We start from the raw sequence: 25,376 nt of genomic DNA, 5'->3' as shown, positions 1-25,376 counted from the left end.
CCCATGGCCATGTTAGAGAAAGTTCTGATCGCAAACCGGGGTGAAATTGCCCTCCGGATTCTGCGCGCCTGCAAGGAGCTGGGCATCAAGACCGTGGCGGTGCATTCCCAGGTCGACCGCGATCTGATGCACGTGCGGCTCGCCGACGAGTCTGTCTGCATTGGCCCCAACAGTGCGACCGACAGCTACCTGAATATTCCGACCATCATCAGCGCGGCCGAAGTGACCGACGCCGTGGGCATCCACCCCGGCTACGGGTTCCTGGCCGAAAACGCCGACTTTGCCGAGCAGGTTGAGAAGAGCGGGTTCCGGTTCATCGGCCCCAAGGCCGAAACCATCCGTTTGATGGGCAACAAGGTGTCGGCCATCAACGCCATGATCAAGGCCGGCGTACCGACGGTACCCGGGTCCGACGGCCCGTTGAACGATGACGAAGAACGCACCCTGCGCATTGCCCGGGAAATCGGTTATCCGGTGATGATCAAGGCAGCTTCCGGCGGTGGCGGCCGGGGTATGCAGGTGGTGCACTCGGAAGCGGCCCTGCTCAAAGGTGTGCAGATTACCCAGAGTGAGGCCCGCAACGCCTTTGGCGACCCCACCGTGTACCTGGAGAAATTCCTGGAAGCGCCCCGTCATGTGGAAGTGCAGGTGCTGGCCGACATGCACGGCAACTGCATTCACCTGGGCGATCGTGACTGCTCCATGCAACGTCGCAACCAGAAGGTTATCGAAGAGGCGCCGGCGCCCAACATCAACCCGGAATCCCGGGAGCGCACCCTGAAGGCCTGTGTGGATGCCTGCAAGGAAATCGGCTACGTGGGTGCCGGTACGTTCGAGTTCCTGTACCAGGACGGCGAGTTCTACTTCATTGAGATGAACACCCGGGTCCAGGTGGAGCATCCGGTGTCGGAAATGGTAACCGGCGTGGACATCGTCCGCGAGCAGTTGCGCATTGCCAGTGGCCTGCCCCTGCAGTACACCCAGGACGACATCCGCATTTCCGGGCACGCCATGGAGTGCCGGATCAACGCCGAGGATCCCAAGACCTTCGTGCCCAGCCCCGGCAAGGTCAAGCATTTCCATGCCCCCGGTGGCAACGGCGTGCGGGTGGATTCCCACCTGTACAGCGGCTACACGGTACCGCCGTACTACGACTCCCTGGTGGCCAAGCTGATCACCTGGGGCGACGACCGGGACATTGCCCGGCGCCGGATGAAGAACGCACTGGACGAGCTGGTCGTCGAGGGCATCAAGACCAACCAGTCCCTGCATCGGAAACTGGTACGCGATGGTGGCTTTAAAACGGTAGACTTCACCATCCACTACCTCGAGAAACTGATGCGGGAATAACCATGCCCTGGATACAACTCCAGATCCCGGCTGATCCGGACAACGCGGATCAGCTGGAGGATCTGCTCATGGAGATGGGCTCGGACGCCGTCTCCATGGAGGACGCCGCCGACCAGCCCCTGTACGAACCCGACCCCGGCACCACGCCGCTGTGGAGCCAGACCACCGTGACCGGCCTCTTTGACTCCGACCGGGACGTTGAGCAGCTGTGCGCCGACATCCGCGACGCCTGGCACCAGAGAACCCAGCAGGACCTGCCCGAAATCGACGTCAGCCTGGTGGAGGACAAAGACTGGGAACGGGCCTGGATGGACGACTTCCAGCCCCTGAGATTTGGCGACCGGCTCTGGATCGTACCGAGCTGGCATCAGGCGCCCGATCCCAAGGCAGCCAACCTTATGCTCGACCCCGGGCTGGCCTTCGGCACCGGCACCCATCCCACCACCGCCCTGTGCCTGGAATGGCTGGACGGGCAGGACGTTCAGGGCAAACAGGTCATCGACTACGGCTGTGGATCCGGCATCCTGGGACTGGCGGCATTGCTGCTCGGCGCCGAACACGTGGTGGGCGTGGACACCGATCCCCAGGCCCTGGAGGCCAGCCGAGAGAATGCCCGTCGCAACGACATCGACGAGCAGCGGCTGGACCTCTACCTGCCCGATAACGAACCGGACACCTGCGCCGACATCATGCTCGCCAACATCCTGGCGCAACCGCTGATCGGCCTGGCGCCGCACCTGGCGGCCCGCACGCGGCCCGGTGGGGCCCTGGTTCTGTCCGGCATACTGTCCACCCAGGCCCGCGAGGTGATGGCGGCCTACGAGCCCTGGTTTGTGATGGACGAGCCCGAGCAGAGGGAAGAGTGGATACGCCTCACAGGACGGCGCATCGACAGATGACGAACCCGGTCGTAACGACTAAACTCCGACAGTCGTAGCCCCGTCGCTTTCAGGAAGAAGCATGACCCAGAGCAGCCTGCAGACACAGTGCCCCAAATGCCAGACCCGCTTCCGGGTCACCGAGGAGCAGCTTGGCGTTGCCAAGGGCAAAGTGCGCTGCGGCAACTGCATGAACGTGTTCAACGCCATCGAGCACCAGATCATGCCGGGAAGTTCCGCCGGCAATCGTCCTTCGTCAATCCCGTCCCGCCCCTCTGATACGGCATCGGCCTCATCCGGCGCCAGCGAGGAAGACTTCGTCTTTGCGGACAACCCGGAGGAAGACGCCGCAGAGGGCCGATACGCCGGCAGCAAACTGACCTTTTCCGACGACGAGCTCAGCGACAGCTTCCGCAGCTTCGACGAGCGCGACCAGAGTGACTACAAGGACGTTGAGGACGACCATTCCGAGCAACCGGTGGATGAAAGCTGGGCGGAAGCGATTCTCGACGACGAACCGGAGCCGCGCAAACCGTCGACGCCGCCAGCAAAAACGGCCAGACGCGAGCCAGAGCCGGAACCGGAGGTTCCCGCGAAGCCCGAACCGAGTCCGGACATCGGTGCCGAACTGAGCCTGGAAGAAGAACCCATCTACCAGAGTTCGCCGGCCACAAAGCCCTCGCAGACAACCGCTGCGACTTCTTCGCCAGAGGATTCGGGCAGCGATGCCGCCATCGAATTCGAGACACCCGAACGGCAAGAAGACAGCTTCCGGGCCGATCCGCCCTTCCGGGATCTCCGCCGGGAACCCGTGGCCGTCGACAGCGGCAGGGGAGGCAGCCTGCGCACCGTTATCTGGAGCCTGATTGTACTCGCCCTGATCGGGGTGCTGGTGGCACAGGTGACCTGGTTCCAGTTTGATCGGCTGTCGGCCATCCCCGAACTTCGCCCCTTCTACGAGAAGGGCTGCGAACTGGCGGGCTGCGAACTCAAGCCCCTGATTGACGTTGAAGCCATCCAGAGCCGCAAGCTGGTGGTGCGTACCAATCCGGACAATCGCTCGCAGCTGGTGGTGGACGCGGTCATCATTAACCGGGCCGACTTCGAGCAGCCATTCCCGGCCATTGCCCTCACCTTCTCCAATCTCAATGGCGACGTTGTAGCCCAGAGCCTGTTCACTCCGGAGGAGTACCTCGCCGGGGAGGGCAAAGAGCTCGAGACCATGCCCCCGGAAACACCGGTTCGCATCGCCATCAACATCCGCGACCCTGGTCGCGATGCGGTCAACTACAACATTCTGTTCCGCCCTTACACGCCCTGACACCGGCGCACGCCGGCACTGGTATCAACAAACACAGCTTCCGCTCCACCGCGCCGGGGCCAGCTCAACGCATAAAAGTCAACCAGACAGCGCGAAAAATAATCAGTTTTTTCGCCCCCGGGCCCCTTCAATCAACGTGCCCCCGGCGGTATCATTACCGCCCTTCGGAGGCATGATCGGTTATTTTCTGAGCAACCGTTCAACTCCGACTCTGGCTTAACCCGCTGTGACACGGACTCAGATCATGCTGCCAACGGCAAAAATCGGGCCGTACACCTTGCCCAATCCGCTGATTGTTGCACCCATGGCGGGTGTGACCGATCGCCCCTTCCGGCTGCTTTGCCGGCGGTTGGGCGCTGGCCTGGCGGTATCGGAGATGGTTATAGCGGACAGCAAGCTCTGGCATACGCGCAAGTCCCGTAGCCGCCTGAACCACGAGGGTGAGCCCGAGCCCCGCTCCGTGCAGATTGCTGGCGGCGACCCCGAGATGCTGGCAGACGCGGCCCGTCAGAACGCCGAGTTTGGCGCCCAGATCATCGACATCAACATGGGTTGTCCGGCGAAGAAGGTGTGTAACAAGGCGGCCGGCTCGGCGCTGATGAAGGATGAAGCCCTGGTACGCGACATCCTGCATGCGGTGGCAGGCGCCGTCGATGTGCCGGTTACCCTGAAGATGCGCACCGGCTGGGACAGCGACAATCGCAATGCCCTGACCATCGCCCGCATGGCCGAGGACGCCGGCATCCAGGCGATTGCGATACATGGCCGCACCCGGGCCGACAAGTACAACGGCCAGGCCGAGTACGACACCATTGCCGAGGTCAAATCCAGGGTGTCCATTCCGGTGTTCGCCAACGGGGACATCACCTCCCCGGAGAAGGCCCGGGACGTGCTTCGTCACACCGGGGCTGACGGCTTGCTGATTGGCCGTGCCGCCCAGGGCAGCCCCTGGATCTTCCGGGAAATCCTGCATTTTCTGGAAACCGGGCGCCACCTGCCGGCACCGCCGCTGGACGAAGTGGAGCAGATCCTGACCGAGCACCTGCAGGCCCTGCATGACTTCTACGGAAGCACCATGGGCCCGCGCATTGCCAGAAAACACGTGGGCTGGTACCTGCAGTCCCACGACCCGGGCAAACAGTTCAGAAAACGCTTCAACGCCATCGACGATGCGGTGGAGCAGAAAGACGCGATTCAACAGTACTTTGCAGGCTTACGAAATGGAGAGGTATTCGCAGCATGAGCGCTGAGACTTTGGCAAACGACAACCTGAGCACCCCCGCCAACGATGATATCCATCAGTTGCAGACGGTGAACAGCAGCGGCAACACCGTCACCCTGCGTGACAGCGTGGAAGTGGCCCTGAAGAACTACTTCGCCCAACTGGATGGCGCTCCGGTCACCGAGGTATACCAGCTGGTGCTTTCGGAGGTGGAAGCGCCCCTGCTTGAGCAGGTCATGAAGTACACCCGCAACAACCAGACCAAGGCATCCACCATGCTGGGCCTGAACCGCGGCACCCTGCGCAAGAAGCTGAAGCAGTACGGTCTGCTATAATCCAGACATTTGAAGAGGGCCTCCCGGACACCATTCGCGAGGCCCTTATTCGTTCATCTCCAGCGAAGATAGTGACCCATGGCAAACCAGGCTAATACCTCCGTCCGTCGCGCGCTGATCAGCGTGAGTGACAAGACAGGCATCGTCGATTTCGGACGAGCCCTGACCGAACGCGGCGTTGAACTGCTCTCCACAGGTGGCACCTATCGGCTACTGAAAGACAACAACGTTCCCGTAACCGAAGTGTCCGACTACACTGGCTTTCCCGAGATGATGGATGGCCGGGTCAAGACCCTGCATCCGAAAATCCACGGCGGCATACTCGGGCGTCGGGGCACGGACGACACCGTCATGTCCGAGCACGGCATCAATCCGATCGACATGGTGGTGGTGAACCTCTACCCGTTCGAGGAGACCGTGGCCAACCCCGACTGCGATCTGGCCACTGCCATCGAGAACATCGACATCGGCGGGCCGACCATGGTGCGCGCCGCAGCCAAGAACCACAACGACGTGGCCATTGTTGTCAACGCCTCCGACTACAACCGTGTACTGAAAGAGCTGGACGCCAACGACGGCCAGTTGAGCTACAGCACCCGGTTCGACCTGGCGGTCAAGGCCTTCGAACACACCGCCGGCTACGATGGCGCCATTGCCAACTACCTGGGTGGCCGCACGCCGGATAACGAGAACGCCGATTTCCCGCGCACCTTCAATGCCCAGTTCGTCAAGGTGCAGGACATGCGCTATGGCGAGAACCCACACCAGCGGGCCGCCTTCTACGCCGAGCGTCATCCGAAGGAAGCCTGCGTGGCCACGGCCAAACAGCTGCAGGGCAAGGAGCTGAGCTACAACAACGTGGCTGATACCGACGCCGCCCTCGAGTGTGTGAAGCCCTTCGCCGACCCGGCCTGTGTGATCGTCAAGCATGCCAATCCCTGCGGTGTGGCCATCGGCGCCGATATCCGCCAGGCCTATGACCTGGCCTTCGCCACCGACCCCACTTCCGCTTTCGGCGGCATCATCGCCTTCAACCGTGAACTGGATGCCGAGACCGCCAAGGCGATTATCGACCGGCAGTTCGTGGAAGTGATCATCGCTCCCACCATCGCACCGGAAGCGGTGGAACTGGTAGCCGCGAAGAAGAACGTGCGCCTGCTGGCCTGTGGCGAGTTTGACGGCGAGCGCGCCCCCTCCATGGACTACAAGCGCGTTACCGGCGGCCTGCTGGTGCAGGACCGGGACCTGGGCATGGTGGCCATGGAGGACGTGAAGGTGGTTACCGAGCGGCAGCCGTCCGAGCAGGAACTGAACGACCTGCTGTTCGCCTGGGAAGTGGCCAAGTACGTCAAATCCAATGCCATTGTCTACGCCAAGGCGGGCCGCACCATTGGTGTGGGCGCCGGCCAGATGAGCCGGGTGTACAGCGCCAAGATCGCCGGCATCAAGGCCGCGGATGAAGGCCTTGAAGTGAAGGGCTCGGTGATGGCCTCCGATGCCTTCTTCCCGTTCCGGGACGGTATTGATGCCGCGGCCGCAGCCGGTATCACCGCCGTCATCCAGCCGGGCGGCTCCATGCGCGACCAGGAAGTGATCGATGCGGCGAACGAACACGGCATTGCCATGGTCTTTACCGGCATGCGTCACTTCCGGCACTGAGGTACTGAAACGATGAACATTCTTGTTATTGGCTCCGGTGGCCGTGAACACGCCCTGGCCTGGAAAGCCGCCCAGTCCCCGAAAGCAGACCGGGTTTTCGTGGCTCCCGGCAACGCCGGCACCGCCCGGGAACCGGGTCTGGAGAACGTTGATATCGACGTCATGGACCTCGAGGGCCTGGCTGGTTTTGCCGCCACCAACAACGTGGAGCTGACCATTGTTGGCCCCGAAGCACCGCTGGTAGCGGGCATTGTCGACAAGTTCGAGGCCCGGGGCCTCAGGGTGTTTGGCCCCAGCGCCGGCGCCGCCCAGCTGGAGGGCTCCAAGGCCTTTACCAAGGATTTCCTGGCGCGCCATAAGATTCCCACCGCCGGTTACGGCAACTTCACCGATGTCGACGAAGCCCTGGCCTATGTGCGCAAACAGGGCGCACCAATCGTGGTCAAGGCCGACGGTCTGGCCGCCGGCAAGGGCGTGATCGTGGCCATGACCCTGGCCGAGGCCGAGGACGCCATCCGCGACATGCTGGCAGGCAATGCCTTTGGCGATGCCGGCAGCCGTGTGGTCATCGAGGAGTTCCTCGAAGGCGAGGAAGCCAGCTTTATCGTGATGGTGGACGGCGAGCACGTGCTGGCCATGGCCACTTCCCAGGATCACAAGCGCGTGGGCGACGGCGACACCGGACCCAACACCGGCGGCATGGGCGCCTATTCACCGGCGCCGGTGGTCACCGATGAGGTGCACCAGCGCATCATGGACGAGGTAATCTACCCGACGGTGCGGGGCATGGCGGCCGAGGGTCACCCCTACAAGGGCTTTCTGTACGCCGGCCTGATGATCGACCCCAGCGGCGCCCCCAAGGTCATTGAGTTCAACTGCCGCTTCGGCGATCCGGAAACCCAGCCGATCATGCTGCGCATGAAGTCCGACCTGGTGGAACTGTGCAGTGCCGCCATCGACGGCAAGCTGGACCAGTGTCGCTCCGAATGGGATGACCGCGCTTCAGTGGGTATCGTGCTGGCCGCCGGCGGTTACCCCGGCAGCTACAACAAGGGTGACGTGATTTCCGGCCTGCCTGAGGAAGAAACCGACGGCGAGAAAGTGTTCCACGCCGGGACCCGCCTCTCGGGCGATCAGGTGGTAACCAACGGCGGTCGGGTCCTGTGCGCAACGGCCCTTGGCAACACGGTTACCGAGGCCCAGCAGCGGGCCTACGACGTGGCAGGCAAAATCCAGTGGGACGGCGTGTTCTACCGCAAGGATATCGCCTTCCGGGCGATTGCCCGCGAGCGTTCGTGAGCCGTTGAACGAAAACACCAACGCCTGCTCGAAAACACAGCCCGGTCATTGACCGGGCTTTTTTATGGGGTAATGTAAACGCCTCGCAGAGGACGCTAACCCACCGATTGCCAAGGAGCCCGCCATGCCCCGTTTTGCCACCCGCAACCTGCTGTTCGTGCTGACCGTTTCACTACTGCTGAGTGCCTGTTCCCGCCAGGGCCTTTACGACACTGCAATCGGTCTCGAACGTTCAATGTCAGGCCTCGAGGCGGACACCCTGGTGGTCGGTGAACTGACAATCGCTTACCTGCGCAACGAGCAGCCCGTCGATGGCGAAACCATTGTCATGATTCACGGGTTCGGCGCTAACAAGGATAACTGGACCCGGCTTGCCAAGCACCTGACCGGTGATTTCAACGTCTATGCCATTGACCTGCCGGGACACGGCGACAGCAGCAAGCCGCTCGACATCGGGTACCACTTCGACGAACAGACCAATCGACTGGCAACCATCCTGGACGAGCTGGGCCTGGACCGGTTTCACATGATGGGCAACTCCATGGGCGGCGCCATTACCGCGCTCTACGCCGCCAACTTCCCCGGGCAGATCCGCTCCGCGACCCTGTTCGATCCTGCGGGCATCTGGGCCTACGAGTCCGACCTCTCCGATCAGGTGATGGCCGGTGACAATCCGCTTATTCCCACCAAAGAGGGCGACTTCGAACGCCTGGTCGATTTCGCCCTCGAGAAGAAGCCCTTCGTGCCCTGGCCCGTGTACAGCGTGATGGAGGAAAAAGCCATCGCAAACCGGGAAGTCAATACGGTCATCTTTAGCGATATCCGCGACAGCACCATGGCGTCCGCCTTCAGCGAGCGCATCACGGAGATTCAGGCGCCGGTACTGATCGTCTGGGGGCAGGAAGACCGGATCACCGATCCACGTAACTCCGATATTTTCGTCCAGCAGATACCCGATGCCCGAAAGGTCATTCTGGAGGGTGTTGGTCATGCACCGATGATCGAAGTCCCAGAGGAATCGGCCCGATTGTTCCGACAATTTCTGGCCGAGTCGGTGAAAACACGCTAGCCTTGCCTGCGTCCAAACCGAAACCTCGCGTTACCCATGCCTGAAGCCATCTGGATTACCTTTGCCTTTGTTCTCGGTCTGCTGGTCAAAATGGTGGGCCTGCCGCCCCTGGTGGGTTACCTTGCAGCCGGTTTTGTACTGAGCGGCATTGCCGAGACCACCAGCCTTGCCATCGAGGCCACCGGCGTGCTCCAGCGCATCGCGCACCTCGGTGTGCTCCTGCTGCTGTTCACTGTTGGCCTGAAACTCAAGCTGCGCTCCATCGTCAGCCCCGAGGTAATCGGCGGCAGCCTCCTGCATTTCGCCATAACCTGCGCGGTATTCGCGCCGGGGGTCTACCTGCTCCTGGACGTCTCCTGGTCGACTGCGCTGATGCTGGCCATCGCCCTGTCCTTCTCAAGCACCGTGCTGGCGGCCAAGGTGCTCGAGTCAAAACGGGAGCTGCGTGCGTTCCATGGCCGCGTCGCCATCGGCATCCTGATCATGCAGGACCTGATTGCTCTGGTGGTAATGAGTCTTGCTGCCGGCAAGACGCCGTCACAGTGGGCATTGATTGTGTTTGGCCTGCCCCTGCTGCGACCATTGCTGTTCCGCCTGCTCGACGCCAGCGGGCACGACGAGCTACTGGTGCTGTTGGGGCTGTTGCTGGCCCTGGTTGTTGGCGGGCTGGGTTTCGAAGCCGTGGGGCTCAGTTCCGAACTCGGCGCCCTGATCTTCGGCGCCATGCTCGCCAATCACCCTCGGGCCCAGGAACTGTCAAAGTCGCTCTGGAGCGTGAAGGAAGTTTTCCTGGTCGGGTTTTTCCTGCAGATTGGCATGGGCGGGCTCCCGGATTCCGACGCCCTCCTGTTTGCCGTGATCGCCGGTCTGGTGCTGCCACTCAAGGGTATCCTGTTCTTTTTCCTGCTGCTGGCGTTCCGGTTGCGGGCCCGCAGCGGCTTCCTGAGTGCCCTGGCGCTGACCAACTACAGCGAATTCGGCCTGATTGTCGCCAGCGTCGCGCTGCCCGAGTGGCTGGTTCCCCTGGCCATTTCGGTCTCGGTGTCGTTCCTGGTGTCGGCGCCGCTGAATCGCTTCTCCCACGGCATTTACGAGCGCTATGCCGGAAACCTCAGCCGGTTTGAAGGCCGCAAGCATCACCCCGACGAGCAGCCTATTTCCCTGGGCGACACCCGGGTGCTGATCATGGGGATGGGCCGCACCGGTACCGCCGCCTACGACTGGCTCGCCGACGACGAAGCCCGGCTGATGGGGCTGGATTCGGATCCGGCGAAAGCCCGCCAGCACCAGAAAGCCGGCCGCAATGTGGTGTTCGCCGACGCCGAGGATGCTTCCTTCTGGAACGGGCTGCATATGCCTGCCGTTCAGTCCGTGATTCTGGCAATGGGCGACATCGAGGGCAAGCTCATCGCCGCGCGTATGCTCAGGAAGCTGGGTTTCAAGGGCTATATCGTCGCCCACACCATGTACGAAGACGAAGCAAAGCAGATCCGTGAGGCGGGCGCCGACGAAGCCTACCTCACCATGAGCGAAACCGGCGTGGCACTGGCCAGTCACATCACCGACAGGAGCGCTGCGAGATCGGCACCGTTCGCCGGCACGGCTGACTAGTGTCGGAGGCTTCCCGCCTACGGGTCTCCAAGTGCACAGGTACGGAAGCCGGTATAGGTATCATTGCGCAATGGCAGATAGGCCTGGCGATAGGTACCGCGTATCAGGCAGGACGACGTGGCACAGCTGCCACCACGGGTTACCTTGTGGTCGCCGAACTGAAGGGTGGACATGAACGGATACACATCCACCTTGAAGCCGTCGTACGGGAAGAACTGGCTGCTGGTCCACTCCCAGACGGTACCCGTCATCTGTCTGCAGCCGAAGGGGCTGTCGCCCTCGGGATAATCGGTGACGGGATTCTGGGCCATGGCCCGACCGTCGAGATCGGCCCTGCGGTCGTCCGGCGTGTCATTCCCCCAGGGGAAACGACGCGCTGGCTCACCCGGTCGGTTGCCAAGCGCCGCCACCTCCCACTCAAACTCGGTGGGCAGCCGTCGCCCGGCCCAGTGACAGTAAGCCTCGGCCTCCCAGAAAGTCACGTGGGTGACCGGAGACTCGGGATTCAGCGGCTGCCAATGGTCAAACAGCCGTTCCTGCCACTGACCCTCGTGCCAGCGCCAGTACAGGGGGTGTTTCGGAGCGCGTAGCAACGGTTCATCGCTGCCATGGACCAGGGCCACATCGGTCTCTGTCTGCAGCCATTTGCGGCCCCCGAACGACCACAGCTCGGGCCGCCGATAGCCACCGTCCTCGACGAATTCCCGGAACTCACGGTTGCTGACCAGATGTTTCGAAATGGCAAACGCCTCCAGGCGAACCTTGAAGGCCGGCTTTTCATTGTCGAAAGCAAAGTCCTCACGGGCATAAGCCTCCGACTCGCCGGGCATGCCAATGAGCCACTCGCCGGCCGGAATCATGACGTCACCCCCCTGCCCCTCGCCAGGTGCCGGCCGATAGCAGTCGGTGCCCGGCGGCGCCGGATAACCCACTGTCTGACGACACCAGATCAGCGACTCGATGTGCATGTTCTGGTGGTAAATAGCGTACCGGTACAGATAACGGGCCTGGTCGGTCAGCGGCTGGGTCCGGATGCGTTCGGCCACCCGGTCGTAGATCAGGTTGAAGTAGGCCAGGGTCTGCTCCCGCCCGGGGAACAGCTCGCGGTTCCACCGGTCCCGATGCTCCACGTGGAAGGAGTCCCACAGATCGTCCATGGAAGGATCGACGCTGGGGGTGCCGTCCAGCAGGTTGAACACGAAGACCTCGTAGAAAAACGCGGCGTGCCCCATTTCCCACAGAGGCGGATTGACGCCGGGATGGTAGGGTACGTCCAGCATCGCTTCAGGCAGGGAGGTCACCAGGGCCTCGGTACGCTTCCGGGTCCACTCCAGCTGGCTCAGCAGCTCGGCTCTGGCTTCGTCGATTCGCTCTATCGTGGTCATATCACCCATCATCCACCTCATCCTGGCTGCCCATCAGCATAACAGACAGCGAAAAACGGACGCCAAACCAATTCAACCGGTCTTCTGCAAAGACCTGGGGTTTACGGACAGACAGCACCATCGGATCGGACGCGCCATCAGCTGCGCCCGCTCAGGCCCAGAGCATCAGGATCAGCGGAGTTGCCACCAGGGTGACAATCACCGAAAGCGGCAACCCCAGGCGCCAGTAGTCGCCGAAACGATACCCGCCGGGCTCCATGACCAGGGCATTGGACTGGTGCCCAACCGGAGTCAGGAAGGCGCAGGAGGCACCGATGGCCACGGCCATCAGCAGCGCATCGGACGACACATTCAACTGGCTGGCAATACTCAGGGCTATGGGAGCCACCAGGATGGCCGCTGCCGCATTGTTAACGACATTCGACAGCAGCATGGTGCCTGCCAGCACAAGGGCAATCACCAGCCAGGGCTCACTACCGGAGCCGAGCTCAAGCATCCAGGAGGCAATCAGGCTGGCCGCCCCGGTGCTCTCCAGGGCCTGTCCGACTGGAATCATGGCCGCCAGCAGGACAATCACCGGCCAGTCAATCGCGCGGTAGGCTTCCTGGTGGCTGAGCACACCGGCGAGCACCATCACGACGGCGCAGGCCACCAGCGCCACCGGAGGCGACAGCCAACCGGCGACAATCAGGGTTATGGCGGTCAGGAAAAGCCCGCCGGAGAGCAGGCCACTGCGCTCCTGGCCAAATCGCAGACCACGCTCCGCCAGGGGCAGACACCCCAGATTCTGCAGCGTCGCCCGCAGGGTCTGCTCATGTCCCTGGACCAGCAGGATGTCCCCGGACTGAAATCGGATATCACCCAGCCGTTTCTCCAGTCGCTGCCCCTGTCTGGCCACGGCAACAATGTTCAGCCCCCGCTGCTCCCGAAGGTTCAGGCGGTTTGCCGTCTGACCGATCAGCACGGATTCGGGCGCAATCACCGCCTCGAGCAGACGGACGTCCCCCTCTGCCAGAGCCGGCTCGTCGGGCTCGTCTACCGAGCCCCCGTCGCCCTCCGGGTCATCGGCCTCGTCCTCCTCTACTCCGGCAACATTGGCAAGCTCCAGCTGGGTCTTGTCCAGAAACTCCTGCAACGCGTCTGTACCGGCTTCCACCAGCAGCAGGTCGCCGCCGCGCAGCACGGAAAAGGTCGTCGGCGCCAGGTTACGCTTGCCATCCCGGATCAGCGCCAGCACCACCACGTCCTCCTCGGCATCGGCACCGGTCAGGAGATTGTGCAGGGTAGCGCCGGCATGGGAGGAATCCTCGGGTACCCGCAGCTCGGTCACGTAATCGCCAACGCTGAACAGCTTGCCACCATCGTCGGCCTTGCCACGCCTTGGGGTCAGTCGCCAGCCAATCAGTGTAATAAAGCCAATCCCGGCCAGCGTGATGGCCACGCCAACCGGCGCAAAGTCGAACATGCCGAAAGACCCGGCCTCACGATAACTGGCAATGATGATGTTGGGCGGGGTGCCGATCAGGGTCATGGTGCCGCCCAGCAGCGACCCGAACGCCAGGGGCATCAGCAGTACCGAGGGCGAGCGCCCCGCCTCGCGGGACATCCACACGGCCACCGGCATCAGCAGCGCCAGGGCACCCACATTGTTGATGAAACCCGAGCACAGGGCCACGACCGAGGTGAGCATCAGGACCTGCAGCGTCGGCCGGTGGCCAACCTTGCCCAGCAAACGTGCAAGACGGTCAACTACCCCACCATTCACCAGGCCCTGACTGATCACCAGAACCGCTGCCACGGTGACCACGGCCGGGTGCCCAAAGCCATCGAACAGCCGGTCGGTGGGAACAATGCCGGTGACAGCCACCGCAAGCAGAGCCAGCAGGGCCACCAGATCAAAACGGATGCGGTTCCAGACAAACAACGCCAGGGCGCTGGCCAGTACCGAGAAGATGATTATCTGATTGGCGGTCACAAGGACTCCCTGGTGATCATCCTGTTAGAAGGCCACGACACCCGGTGCCGGGCCTGTGTCGGCAAACTTTACAGGAAACGCCGATGTTCGACAGCGCCGGCTTATAACCGACTGAATCGGCAACACCTGTTTGAACTGGCATACAACCTGTATAGCAGTTAACAGGAGTCTTTTGCCTGTTTCCCCCAGCCGTTTGCGGTCACAGGGCAGTGATCGGATCGAGCCGTTCCGGTAGCACCAACCTTTACTGAACGCTGTGCAGTCCGTTTTCCCGACCCCTTCACAGGAGAGTCGCCATGGAGGAAAAACGACCGCTCGTTTGGTTGTCGGCGGCATACCCGGATTTTCTCGCCAGCGAGCCCGTGTTCCGTGGCTGGCGACTGCTTTATTACTCATTAATGCCGATGCAGGAGAGCTCCGGCTACGCCATTCCGGACCTCAATCCGGAAGCCAGAGTCGGGGTATTTGACACCAGCGCCCTGGCGTCAGACGCCCTGGCAGCGCTCGAAAAAACCCTTGAGTGCCTCCCTCTGGAACGGTGGGTTGCCATTGTCGAAGCCGACCAGCTTCGCAACCCCGAGCTGCGCCGCCTGATTCAACGATTCTGTACCGATTACCACACCCGTCCACTGCAGCCGCAGCGACTCGGCGCGTTTATCGGACACCTGTGGGGCATGTCCGTGCTGCAGGCGAGCCTCCCGGATACCCGGTCGGGCACCTACCAAAACTGTGCACTTGTCGGTAACTCGCCGGGTATCGTGAGGGTCCGGGACTTACTGCAACGGTTTGCCCAAACCGACGAGCCGGTACACATTGATGGTGAAAACGGCACCGGCAAGGAGGCGGCGGCCAAGTACATCCACGGGCTCTCGGCAAGACGGAGCAAGCCCCTGGTGGTGGTAAACTGCGCCGCCCTGCCGCCGTCACTGACCCAGAACGAGCTCTTCGGTCATGAAAAAGGGGCCTTCACCCACGCCATGAGCGCCCAGAAAGGTCGGATTGAGGCAGCCCACGGCGGCACTCTGCTCCTGATGGGCATTGATGAACTTTCGACCGAGCAGCAATCCGCCATTCTCCGGTTCCTGCAGGAGGGTGTCATCGAGCGGTTGGGCTCCACTCACCCGATACGGATCGATACCCGCCTGATCGCCACCAGCACCCGCCCTCTGGACCAACTGGTTGAGGTGGGAGCCTTCCGAAGTGACGTGTTTTACCGGCTGGGGAGCCTGCATGTGCGCATGCCCCCGCTCCGGGACCGCCGGATGGACCTTCCGGCACTGGTTACCGGCCTGTTGTCGGCGACTGCCTCCGGCGGGCGCGGCCTTCGTCTCACTGATTCGGCCATGGTCTGCCTGACCGAGCACGCCTGGCCCGGCAATCTACGCGAACTCCAGAACCGCCTTGGGCAGGCGCTGCTGCTCAGCGAAGGGGTCTGCATTGAGCCACATGACCTTGGCTTTCCCGTCGCCACCGATAACGCTCGAACGGAACTTTCCCTCGATGCTTTCCGTTCCCGGGCCGACCGTGAAGCGATCTCGGTCAGTCTCGCCCTGGCCCGGAACAACGTCTCGGCAGCCGCAAGACTGCTCAGGATCTCACGAGTCTCGATGTACCGGCTGATGGAAAAGCACCAACTGCACCACGGAAAAGCGGGGTGGAACACAGGACGCGAGTAAAGGAGAGTGATCAATGAACAGCACAGCGCTTTATCTGCTACCGGTGTTAACCGTCGCCTTCGCGTTGCCGGCGGTGTCTGAGGAGGCGGCCGACGGCGCCAGTGCCGCGGCACAGTCGGCTGCGAACACCACCCGCCAGGGCGGACAGGAACAGGCCACCGACATTGCCTCGATAACCGTGGACCGGGGTATTGTCACCCGTCCCGGGCGCCTGACCATCGAGCCCTCCTTCTCCTACGCACACAGTAACTCGACACAGGTCGCCGTGGAGGGATACACCGTGATACCCGCCCTGCTGGTGGGCCTGATCAATATCTCCGAGATACAGCGGGACGTTCTGGTGGGCGCGCTGTCTCTTAAGTACGGTTTTACCAGCCGCTTCGAGGCGTCGCTGCGAGTGCCCTACCTCAAGATTGACGAAGATCTTCGGGAACGGGAGGCCTTTCAGGGCACTCCGGTTGATACTCTGCGCGAGTCCTCCGGAGACGGACTGGGCGATGTCGAACTGGCACTCCGGTACCAGATCAATGACGGGTTGGACGGCTGGCCATACGTTATTGGCGTGATTCGCGCGAAAGCGCCCACGGGCGAGGGACCCTACGACGTGGATCGGGAGACCATCGTTGACAGCCAGGGCAATCCTATTGGTGTGGAACTGGCCGAGCGGCCAACGGGGTCCGGATACTGGGCATTCGAACCCGGATTGTCCTTTATCTACCCGTCGGACCCGGCGGTTCTGTTTGGCAACCTCAGCTATGTCTGGACCCGGGAAGAGGACGAGGGAGCGGACAATGGCGGCAGGATCGATGCCGGCGACGTGATTCGGTTCGGGTTCGGGATGGGGTTCGCATTCAACGAGCGGACCTCCTTCAGCCTGAGTTACGACCACTCGATCATTCGTAAGACAGCCATTGAACTGGACAACAATCTGTTCGATGCCAACTTTGACCGGATCCACGTGGGCACCCTGTCGTTCGGACTGTCCCAGCGACTGTCACCGGATGCCAGCCTGAACCTCTCGGTCGGTGTCGGCGTTACCGACAGCGCTCCGAACACCGAGATCACGCTGCGGCTGCCGTTCAGCCTCTGAGGACCGATCAGGGCATGACCGGAATGGAGTCCCGGATACCATGGGGCAATCTGTACATGGCGCCCAGGTTATTCAGCTCAATGTTCAGCTGCTGCAGGCTCTGGATAACGGTACCATTGACGCGGTTCTGGATCACCGTCATCCACTGACCGGCATTCACCTGGCTGGAGACACCCGAACCTGCCCCCAATGCGGGGGACGGCGTGCCTGGGTGCGAAGAGGTCACAATAGCGGCGTTACCCGTCGGCAGCGCGTTTGCCAGGGCCTGCTCGACTCGGGCGGCGATCTGGCCGGCGTCCACCGCCTTATTCAGGTCGGGAATGGTCAGCCGGTTAAGGATCAGAGTCTTTCCATCAATGGCCACCCGTTGCTCAAGCCCGATGCTGATCTGCAGATTGTCGAGGCCCACGAACCCACCGCGAAGCATGGCAAGCTCGGTGTCGGACAGGGGCGAACCCGAGTCCTCCGGCCAGGTTGCGCTGGCGCCCCCGACGATGGCACATGAAAGAATCCACGCTGACAGTATTCTTGACGACAAGCCGATATTCATCATCACCACTCCCTGGATGAGGGCCAATAGGGCAAGCTATGGCCAATCGTTGACGGTTCCTGGGCGCTGGAGAGCGGCGCTCGGGCGATGCCAGACCAGTCGCCTGCCAACAGGAAACTGGCTCGGCCCTGCTCAAGGTGACTGCGTATGACAAACGCAGCACCATCCCAGTGCTCCAGAAACTCCGTTCTGCTGTACTCCTTGAGACCGCGGGCGGGGTCACCCACCAACACCGCGTTGTCACTGATGCCCTTGATGATCACGAAGTGTCGGTAGCCGTCAAAACTGACCAGCACGATGACCGGCAACCGGACTTTCGTGCGCAGCCCCTCGAGCGGCATCCGGAAACCATCCGCTCTGTACCCACGCTGTTCCAGATACCGTTTCATATCGAGCATGGAGAAACCTTCCTGCCGGACCTTCTCGAGGTTGGCAACCTCAAACATGCCCGTGAACACGTCCTGCTCCGACACCGGGTCGTTATAGTGGTAGGTCAACAGGGAGGCGAGAGCGGCAGATCCACAGCTGAAATCGAACTGCTGACGCATGACGGAGCGGAATCGCTGAGCCTGAAAGCTGGTAACCGGCACCTCCAGGCTGCCGGCAATACCCGGCACCGCGACGGTTCCCCCGTGGGCCGGGGGCCAGAGCGCCAGCAAAGCCCCCAGGCCTGCCGCCATCAAGACCTTGGACGCCATGGCCCACCTCCCTGCTACTGGTTTATGTGCACGTTGATCTGGGTGCTGTCCTGAATCACAACCTGATTGCCCGTGTTCTGTATCACCGTGGCAATGCCACTCATGTTCTGGAACGCCTGGTCCATGATCCGGTTGTCACCGGTGGCGACGTTGCCGCTCAACACGTTGTCACTGACGATGGCATTCTGCTCGGTATCGTTCAGCTGCCACTGCACCGGCAAGCCCTGTCGGCCGCTGGACTGCTCGAGCTGTTCCGCACTCATGGGGGTCAGGCCAAGCAGCTCCTCCGCCTGGGAAGGCCGTGGATCGCCGATCAGAATCAACGCAATTGCGAATGCCATTCCGGGAATCCTCGTCATGGCATGCCTCCTTGCTGAGAGCTGGCCGCACCCCGGAAAGGATGCGGCCGGCTTCCCTCGGCTATTGGGTAGACAGATTGGACATGACACTCACATTAGCCTGGGTCACGCTGCCCACGCCGGCATTCTGGGCAAAGGCCCCGACACCGGTGAAGTTCGCAGAACCTCCGGAGATTTCATTGGAGGCCCGGGCTTCGGTGTAGGAGCGGCGCCCGTTGGCATCGCCGTAGTTCGCAGACACACCGGAGACGGAACCGTCCAGATCGGCGTTGTTCAGGAACACATCCAGCTCCAGCACCACGGAATTGTCGGAGCTGTCGTTGCCACTGCCAGACACTGTGGTGTTGCCACTGTCCGCAATGTTGGTGGAGTTGTCGGAGCTGTCGTTTCCGCTGTCAGCGACGTTGGTCGAGTTATCCGAGTTGTCATTACCACTGTCGGCAACGTTGATCGAATTATCCGAGTTGTCGTTGCCGCTGTCCGCCACGTTGGTGGAGTTGTCCGAACTGTCATTACCGCTGTCCGCCACATTGGTGGAGTTGTCGGAACTGTCGTTGCCACTGTCAGTGATCGCGGTGTTAATGGAATTGTCGGAACTGTCGTTCGCACTGTCGGCAACGCTGGTGGAATTGTCCGAGTTGTCGTTGCCACTATCAGCGATCTTGAACGAGTCGTTCACGCTGGTGCTGTTGTCCGAATTATCAGAGTTGTCTGAATTATCGGAGTTATCCGACATGTCATTGCCGCTTTCGGCAATCTTGAACGAATCCGCCACGTTGGTGCTGTTGTCGGAGCTGTCGGAATTATCGGAGTTATCCGAGTTGTTCGAGTTGTCCGTGTTGGTGGACTTATCGTTTGCCGAATCGGTATTACCGGAGTAACCGTTATTGGCAGTGGAGGTGTTGTCCGCATTGGTGTTGGGATCTCCATCACCCCCCTGATCCGCGTAGGCCAGGCCGGAAATACCCATGGTCATTGCGATGGCAGCAGCTAGCAGTGCTTTCTTGGTGTTCATGACGTCATTTCCTTTGAGTTATTGGCTTTGAAGGGATCCGACCCACCCCGTCCGTTATCGGGTAAGCCAAGGTTCAGACCCGCCTGATGAACGGAGCGATTCCCGTGCCAGAATCGTCCTGGCGATGCTGGGTGCTTGTTTTTGCGGGCTTTTCTCGAGCGGAGCACCAGCAGGACGCCGGTTTTGGCGGGGCAATCTGTTTCAGTGATGAAACACGCGGAGAGGGATATTCTGACTGCGCCGTGCTTTATCCATCAAAAACAGTCAGGTAAGGCAAACCGATGGTGTCAGAAAAGCAGAAACCCCGCAGACGCGGGGTTTCTGGTTCAGGGCGGGTCTGACCCGCCCTGGCAACATCCGAACCTTCGATTAGCCGAACTGGTTCATGGTGTTGTCTTTACCACCGGCCTTCAGGGCCGCGTCACCAGCGAAGAATTCCTTGTGGTCGTCGCCGATGTTGGAACCCGCCATGTCCTGGTGCTTGACGGTGGCGATGCCCTGACGGATTTCCTTGCGCTGTACACCGGCAACGTAGGCCAGCATGCCTTCGTCGCCGAAGTAGCCCTTGGCCAGGTTGTCGGTGGACAGGGCCGCTGTGTGGTACGTCGGCAGCGTGATCAGGTGGTGGAAGATACCCGCTTCGCGAGACGCGTCACGCTGGAAGTTCTGGCACCACTGGTCAGCCAGCTGACCCAGCTCGGTGTTGTCGTACTCTTCACTCATCAGCTTGTCACGGTCGTAGGCAGAAACGTCCTTGCCTTCTTCCTTCCAGGCGTCGAATACCTGCTGACGGAAGTTCAGGGTCCAGTTGAACGACGGGCTGTTGTTGTAAACCAGCTTGGCATCGGGCACCACTTCACGGATGCGGTTTACCATGCCGGCGATCTGGCCAACGTGGGGCTTCTCGGTTTCGATCCACAGCAGGTCAGCGCCGTTCTGCAGGCTGGTGATGCAGTCCAGGACAACGCGGTCTTCGCCAGTGCCCGGACGGAACTGGAACAGGCCAGACGCCAGACGCTTCGGCTTCATCAGCTTGCCGTTGGACTTGATGACCACGTCACCGTTGTTGATTTCAGAAGCGTCCTCGATGTAATCACCGTCGAGGAAGCTGTTGTACTGGTCGCCCAGGTCGCCCGGCTCGTCGGTAACGGCCAGCTTCTGGGTCAGGCCGGCGCCCAGGGAGTCGGTACGGGCAACGATCACACCGTCGTCCACGCCCAGCTCCAAGAACGCCAGACGAACGGCGTTGATCTTGGACAGGAAGTCGGCGTGGGGAACGGTAACCTTGCCGTCCTGGTGACCACACTGCTTCTCGTCGGATACCTGGTTTTCAATCTGGATGCAGCAGGCACCGGCTTCGATCATCTGCTTGGCCAGCAGGTAGGTCGCTTCCGCGTTACCGAAACCAGCGTCGATGTCGGCAATGATCGGAACAACGTGAGTTTCGTGGTTGTCGATCTGCTTGATCAGCTCTTCAGCCTTGGCGTTGTCGCCGGCTTTCTCGGCTTCTTCCAGGGCGCGGAACAGGTGGTTCAGTTCCCAGGCATCCGCCTGACGCAGGAAGGTGTACAGCTCTTCGATCAGACCGGATACGGCAGTCTTCTCGTGCATGGACTGGTCAGGCAGCGGGCCGAACTCGGAACGCAGGGCGGCAACCATCCAGCCAGACAGGTACAGGTAACGACGCTTGGTGGTACCGAAGTGCTTCTTGATGGACAGCAGCTTCTGCTGACCGATGAAGCCGTGCCAGCAGCCCAGGGACTGGGTGTACTGGGAGCTGTCCTTGTCGTAGTTCGCCATGTCTTCGCGCATGATCTTGGCGGTGTACTTGGCGATGTCCAGACCAGTCTTGAACTTGTTCTGGGCGCGCATGCGAGCGGCGTGCTTCGGGTTGATGGCGTTCCAGGTCGGGTGCTGCTTCAACAGGGAAGCAATCTGGTCAACGTCTTTTGCGTAGGGCATGGTCTCAATCCTTTCTACGTTGGTTTTCTAAGTAGGTACGGAAAAGCTAACTGCGACTTCCGAAGCCAACAACCTGCTCACTTTTTGAGCTAAGCGCTGACGTTGACGGTTACTTTAGTGGTTTCGTTTTTATAATTGAAATTTATATCATCTATTTTCGGCATTTTTTCGGTGAATGCTGATCAGGCCGGCCAAACGGCCGACCTGACGCACCTCGGGCAGGCATTCAGGTCAGGCAGAGCACCACCAGCTGGTCTCCGGGCTGGAGTTCCAGGTAGTCCTGGCGGGCAGGATTCAGTTGCAGATGTCGGCCCCGTGAATCGGGGCTGGCGCGAAATACGCCCAGGGCAAGCTCACCCTCGGCGGCGACAATTTTTTCCAGGGTCTGGAAGGTGGCGCTTGCCGGCAGGGGATAGTTCTCCGGGTTGCGGAACTGGATTTCCGCCCCGCCCACGGTGAACAGCTCATCCAGCACCACGCGCAATTCCCGGCGCAGGGAAACCTGGGCCAGAATGTGGCTGAGAATCATCGGACTGATGAGCATTTCGCTCTGGTGTCCCTCCAGCAAATGCCGGTTGTCCGGATCGCTCAGTTCCATGATCAGTTGCGGCCGGTGCGACGACTCGGTAAGGATATCCTCCAGTTGCAGGTAGCCCACCATGGCCCTGGCGTCTGCCTCCTCGCCCGAGGCCAGGCGGTCGCTGCTGAGCAGGATCACGGTGTCGTAATTGGCCGGCCCGATCCGCCTCAGCTCGCCCTCGACCATGTAATCCGCCTCGATATGGCGACAGACCACGCGACCATCGTCGTCGACATACCGGGCAATGGCCTGTTCCCGCTCTGCCTTGGGTACCACGGACACCAGATCCACCTCGAACCGGCGGTGACTGTAGCTCAAAAACTCGGCCACCAGGCTGGGCACGCGCCGGTTCCAGCCCATCACCAGGACCCGGTGATGAATCCGGTCAGCCGGTGGGCTGACCCGAACCGCGGGGCCCCGCTCAATGACAGGCAAAGGCGTGCGCTTGGCGTCGGGCTCGGTTTCGGAATAATCCCGGGCCATGATCACTACCCGGTCTTTCGGGCCGATGGGGGTGTCCGAAGGCGCCAGCAGGCACACTTCCCAACCGGTTTCCCGGGGCTTGAGCAGGCCCAGGACAATGACCTCCGGGCGCGCCGCCGCCAGCTCGGCCAGGGTCATACCGGCCAGGGACTCACCGCCACGGATGTAGATTTCATTACCCTCCCCGGCCGTGAGCAGCTCGTTGAAAGCCTCCGAAAGCCCCGGGTGGAGGATGTTCTGCACCATCAGACGGCTGATGGTGGCGTCGCCACCGACCACTTCCACCGCGCCGGGATAGGCGCGCTCGATTACCGGCAGTTTGCGGACATCCTGGATTTCCGCCACCACGAACGGCAGCGACGTTTTCAGGTAGCGGGCCTGGGCGGCGATGGACAGCAGCGCCTTGACCGTTTCCACATCCGAGGTGACCAGGCTGCCCGCCTCATGGGCGGCACTGGGCACAATCACCGCCGCTGCATCCAGGCAGGCAACCCGATGCAATGCATCCGGCTGGATCGCCGAGCCCGAACGCAGGATCACCTGCCGCGCCCGACGCCCGATCCCGGGCTCGCTTCGTATTTCGTGTACCTGGGCTGCCGAGGCATCTTCGGACAGCACCACCAGGTTCAGTTTCTGGGCGTCGTGTTTTTCCAGGAAGCGCCGCATTCGTCCACTGGAACCGAGCAGTTCCGACAGCAGCGGCAGGGTCTGGCTGGTCCAGCCCAGCACCACTATGTGGTTTTTCAGGGTCACCGGCGTCAGGCCGCGCTCCAGGTCGGCCATCTTGGCAATCAACCAACGAGTGAGGATGGCGACCAGGGTGCCCATGAACACCACGTAGCCGCTGATGGTCAGCAGGGTCGAGACGAACCGCTGCCAGGTGCCCACATCGTCCCCCAGGTAACCGGGGTCGGTCAGCCTCAGAAACGCCCACCAGATGGCGGACCCCGGATCCTCGAAGTCGCCACCCTGGGGCACCACCAGCAGCCCGCCCACCAGCGAGATCAGGCCGATGAACACGGCTACCACCAGGAGCTGGAATCCGGCGCCCTTGACCAGTTGCCTCTCCACGATGAATTTCAGTCTGTCGATAAGCCGGAATGGCAGCATGGCGTTCCTCGTTATGTGGGTGTTTCTGCACTGACAAGCCGCAGGGCCTCGTCCAGAGACGAAGTATAGCGGCTCACGCCCTCGATGGGTGCCACACCGGCACGGGCCAGGGTCCGGAGGGGCTGAAACTGCAGATCGGCAATGACTACCTCGGTCCCTTCCCGCTGACACGTGGCAATCAGCTTGTTCAGGGCCGCCAGGCCGCCGCCGTCGAGAACGGTGACTCCGTCCATATAGAGGATAAACCCGCGAGTATCGCGGGACATGACGGCCAGTTCACCGAAGATGCGGTCTGCCGCCGCGAAGAACAGCGGACCATTGATTTTGAACACCCGCCACCCCTCGGGCAGTCCCCTGCCGGCGACCCGACTGCCAGCCGTGATGTCCGTGACCCGCGTCATCCGCGCCATCTCACGCATGAACAGTACCGCCGCCAGCAACACACCGGTGGTGATTGCTATCACCATGTCCAGCAGCACCGTCAGGGAGAAGCAGGTAAGAAACACGAGGATGTCACTGCGAGGGGCCGTTTTCAGCAGGTGCACGGCCTTGGGGGCCTCACTCATGTTCCAGGCCACCATCACCAGCAGGGCCGCCATGGCGGGCATGGGAAGGTACGCCAGGACGCCCGACAGGGTTACCAGCGCCAGCAGCACCACGACCGAGTGCACCATGGCCGAGACCGGTGATTCGGCTCCAGCCCGGTAGTTGGCGGCCGAGCGGGCAATCGCGGCGGTTGCCGTGATCCCCCCGAAAAACGGAGTGACAATATTGCCCAGACCCTGCCCCATCAGTTCACTGTTGGCACTGTGACGCTTGCCGGTCATGCCATCCAGCACCACCGCGCACAGCAGCGATTCGATAGCACCGAGCATGGCTATGGCAAAGGCGGCGGGTAGCAGATCCCGGAACAGCGACCATGAAAAGCCGATGGCCTCGCCAGATGCACCCGCCTGCTGCCAGGGCCAGACAAACTCGGGCAGGAACGGCGGAATGCCTGCCCCCTCGGAGCCATCCGGAAGCAGATAGGTGAAGCTTGAGCCAATGGTTGCGACATTGGCGCCCCGGGCATTGCACCAGAGCGCCAGCAGGCTGCCAATCACCAGGGCGGGAAGGTGGGGCGGCACCGGCGTTTTCAGGCGGGGCCAGAGCAACATCACCGCCAGGGTCACGCCGGCAACGAGCGCACTGACCCGGTCCATCTGCGGCAGCGCGCCAGCCAGTGTCACCAGTTTCTGCCAGAAGTGCCCGGGCAGGTCGCCGATGGGCAGCCCGAGAAAATCCGGTACCTGGAGGATGGCAATCACCACGGCGATGCCGGCGGTAAAGCCCAGGGTAACGGACTCGGGGATATACTCGATCAGTCGCCCCAGGCGCATCAGGGCCATGGCCACCAGCAGCACACCGGACATCAGGGTGGCGATCAGCAACCCGCCAAGGCCGTAGGTCTGGGCGATGGGGTAGAGAATCACCACGAAGGCGGCGGTTGGGCCGGAGATGCTGAACCGGCTGCCGCCGGTCAGGGCAATGACAAAGCCGGCGATAATCGCGGTATAAAGCCCGTACTGAGGCGCCACGCCACTGGCGATGGCCAGCGCCATGGCCAGTGGGATGGCAATGATGCCCACGGTAACGCCGGCCATCAGGTCACGCAGCAAACGCCGGCCCCGGTAACGCTCATCCAGGCAGGCTTCGCGAACGGCGTGAGCCAGCCGAAGGGAAAACAGATGGGCGCGGTGCGGCATAGTG

The 25,376-nt window shown here is 61.8% G+C and carries 20 protein-coding genes; 11 read left to right on the top strand and 9 right to left on the bottom strand.

Annotated elements, in window-relative coordinates; genetic code table 11:
* Nucleotides 1-3 precede the first annotated feature (3 nt).
* The 9 genes from accC (at nucleotide 4) to ACFC20_RS09225 (ending at nucleotide 10,744) form a co-directional block, all read left to right on the top strand.
* The gene (accC, locus tag ACFC20_RS09265; RefSeq protein ID WP_375192742.1) at nucleotides 4-1,350 is read left to right on the top strand and encodes an acetyl-CoA carboxylase biotin carboxylase subunit; all 1,347 of its coding nucleotides are present in this window, start codon (nucleotides 4-6) and stop codon (nucleotides 1,348-1,350) included.
* A gap of 2 nt (nucleotides 1,351-1,352) precedes the next feature.
* Complete coding sequence (gene prmA / locus ACFC20_RS09260) at nucleotides 1,353-2,249, top strand: 50S ribosomal protein L11 methyltransferase (RefSeq protein WP_375192741.1); 897 nt, start codon at nucleotides 1,353-1,355, stop codon at nucleotides 2,247-2,249.
* Nucleotides 2,250-2,310: 61 nt separating this feature from the next.
* The gene (locus ACFC20_RS09255; protein WP_375192740.1) at nucleotides 2,311-3,549 is read left to right on the top strand and encodes a DUF3426 domain-containing protein; all 1,239 of its coding nucleotides are present in this window, start codon (nucleotides 2,311-2,313) and stop codon (nucleotides 3,547-3,549) included.
* 244 nt (nucleotides 3,550-3,793) lie between these two features.
* Nucleotides 3,794-4,792, top strand: coding sequence for a tRNA dihydrouridine synthase DusB (dusB, locus tag ACFC20_RS09250; RefSeq protein WP_375192739.1), 999 nt, complete (start codon nucleotides 3,794-3,796; stop codon nucleotides 4,790-4,792).
* Complete coding sequence (gene fis, locus ACFC20_RS09245; protein ID WP_008170934.1) at nucleotides 4,789-5,106, top strand: DNA-binding transcriptional regulator Fis; 318 nt, start codon at nucleotides 4,789-4,791, stop codon at nucleotides 5,104-5,106. Before dusB ends, fis begins: the two co-directional genes overlap by 4 nt.
* A 78-nt stretch (nucleotides 5,107-5,184) precedes the next feature.
* Entirely contained in the window at nucleotides 5,185-6,765 is a 1,581-nt protein-coding gene (purH, locus tag ACFC20_RS09240; RefSeq protein ID WP_375192738.1) for a bifunctional phosphoribosylaminoimidazolecarboxamide formyltransferase/IMP cyclohydrolase, read from the top strand.
* Nucleotides 6,766-6,777: 12 nt separating this feature from the next.
* On the top strand, nucleotides 6,778-8,064 hold the full coding sequence (gene purD / locus ACFC20_RS09235) for a phosphoribosylamine--glycine ligase (protein WP_375192737.1): 1,287 nt from the start codon (nucleotides 6,778-6,780) through the stop codon (nucleotides 8,062-8,064).
* Nucleotides 8,065-8,188: 124 nt separating this feature from the next.
* Complete coding sequence (locus ACFC20_RS09230) at nucleotides 8,189-9,133, top strand: alpha/beta fold hydrolase (protein ID WP_375192736.1); 945 nt, start codon at nucleotides 8,189-8,191, stop codon at nucleotides 9,131-9,133.
* Between the two features lie 36 nt (nucleotides 9,134-9,169).
* Nucleotides 9,170-10,744, top strand: coding sequence for a cation:proton antiporter (locus ACFC20_RS09225; protein WP_375183340.1), 1,575 nt, complete (start codon nucleotides 9,170-9,172; stop codon nucleotides 10,742-10,744).
* A 17-nt stretch (nucleotides 10,745-10,761) separates the two neighbouring features.
* Here ACFC20_RS09225 and senA read toward each other — a convergent pair whose 3' ends face one another.
* A complete protein-coding gene (gene senA, locus ACFC20_RS09220) occupies nucleotides 10,762-12,129 on the bottom strand; it encodes a selenoneine synthase SenA (protein ID WP_375192735.1) in 1,368 nt (455 codons plus the stop codon).
* Between the two features lie 151 nt (nucleotides 12,130-12,280).
* The gene (locus tag ACFC20_RS09215; protein ID WP_375192734.1) at nucleotides 12,281-14,104 is read right to left on the bottom strand and encodes an SLC13 family permease; all 1,824 of its coding nucleotides are present in this window, start codon (nucleotides 14,102-14,104) and stop codon (nucleotides 12,281-12,283) included.
* 296 nt (nucleotides 14,105-14,400) lie between these two features.
* On the opposite strand from ACFC20_RS09215, the gene ACFC20_RS09210 reads away from it, so the two are divergent.
* Both ACFC20_RS09210 and ACFC20_RS09205 read left to right on the top strand, forming a co-directional pair.
* Entirely contained in the window at nucleotides 14,401-15,780 is a 1,380-nt protein-coding gene (locus tag ACFC20_RS09210; RefSeq protein ID WP_375192733.1) for a sigma-54-dependent transcriptional regulator, read from the top strand.
* 13 nt (nucleotides 15,781-15,793) lie between these two features.
* On the top strand, nucleotides 15,794-16,870 hold the full coding sequence (locus tag ACFC20_RS09205; protein WP_375192732.1) for a transporter: 1,077 nt from the start codon (nucleotides 15,794-15,796) through the stop codon (nucleotides 16,868-16,870).
* Between the two features lie 7 nt (nucleotides 16,871-16,877).
* Here ACFC20_RS09205 and ACFC20_RS09200 read toward each other — a convergent pair whose 3' ends face one another.
* From ACFC20_RS09200 to dauA, 7 genes are all read right to left on the bottom strand, one after another.
* Nucleotides 16,878-17,423, bottom strand: coding sequence for a hypothetical protein (locus ACFC20_RS09200; RefSeq protein WP_375192731.1), 546 nt, complete (start codon nucleotides 17,421-17,423; stop codon nucleotides 16,878-16,880).
* Nucleotides 17,423-18,118 carry a C39 family peptidase gene (locus ACFC20_RS09195; RefSeq protein ID WP_375192730.1) on the bottom strand — a complete coding sequence of 232 codons (696 nt, stop codon included), beginning with the start codon at nucleotides 18,116-18,118 and terminating at the stop codon, nucleotides 17,423-17,425. The genes ACFC20_RS09200 and ACFC20_RS09195 overlap by 1 nt, the downstream gene beginning before the upstream one ends.
* 14 nt (nucleotides 18,119-18,132) lie before the next feature.
* Nucleotides 18,133-18,459: a hypothetical protein gene (locus tag ACFC20_RS09190; RefSeq protein ID WP_375192729.1), complete on the bottom strand. Its 327-nt coding sequence runs from the start codon at nucleotides 18,457-18,459 to the stop codon at nucleotides 18,133-18,135.
* Between the two features lie 79 nt (nucleotides 18,460-18,538).
* Nucleotides 18,539-19,492 carry a dentin sialophosphoprotein gene (locus tag ACFC20_RS09185; protein WP_375192728.1) on the bottom strand — a complete coding sequence of 318 codons (954 nt, stop codon included), beginning with the start codon at nucleotides 19,490-19,492 and terminating at the stop codon, nucleotides 18,539-18,541.
* A 369-nt stretch (nucleotides 19,493-19,861) separates the two neighbouring features.
* Nucleotides 19,862-21,454, bottom strand: coding sequence for an isocitrate lyase (locus ACFC20_RS09180; protein WP_091988150.1), 1,593 nt, complete (start codon nucleotides 21,452-21,454; stop codon nucleotides 19,862-19,864).
* 226 nt (nucleotides 21,455-21,680) lie between these two features.
* Complete coding sequence (locus ACFC20_RS09175) at nucleotides 21,681-23,627, bottom strand: ion channel DMI1 (protein ID WP_375192727.1); 1,947 nt, start codon at nucleotides 23,625-23,627, stop codon at nucleotides 21,681-21,683.
* An 11-nt stretch (nucleotides 23,628-23,638) separates the two neighbouring features.
* Nucleotides 23,639-25,372: a C4-dicarboxylic acid transporter DauA gene (gene dauA / locus ACFC20_RS09170; RefSeq protein WP_375192726.1), complete on the bottom strand. Its 1,734-nt coding sequence runs from the start codon at nucleotides 25,370-25,372 to the stop codon at nucleotides 23,639-23,641.
* Nucleotides 25,373-25,376: the final 4 nt, after the last annotated feature.

Source organism: Marinobacter sp., from assembly GCF_041984545.1.
GTDB lineage: Bacteria > Pseudomonadota > Gammaproteobacteria > Pseudomonadales > Oleiphilaceae > Marinobacter.
Note: the sequence above shows the minus strand (reverse complement) of the source record. Positions and strands in the feature narration are given on the sequence as shown.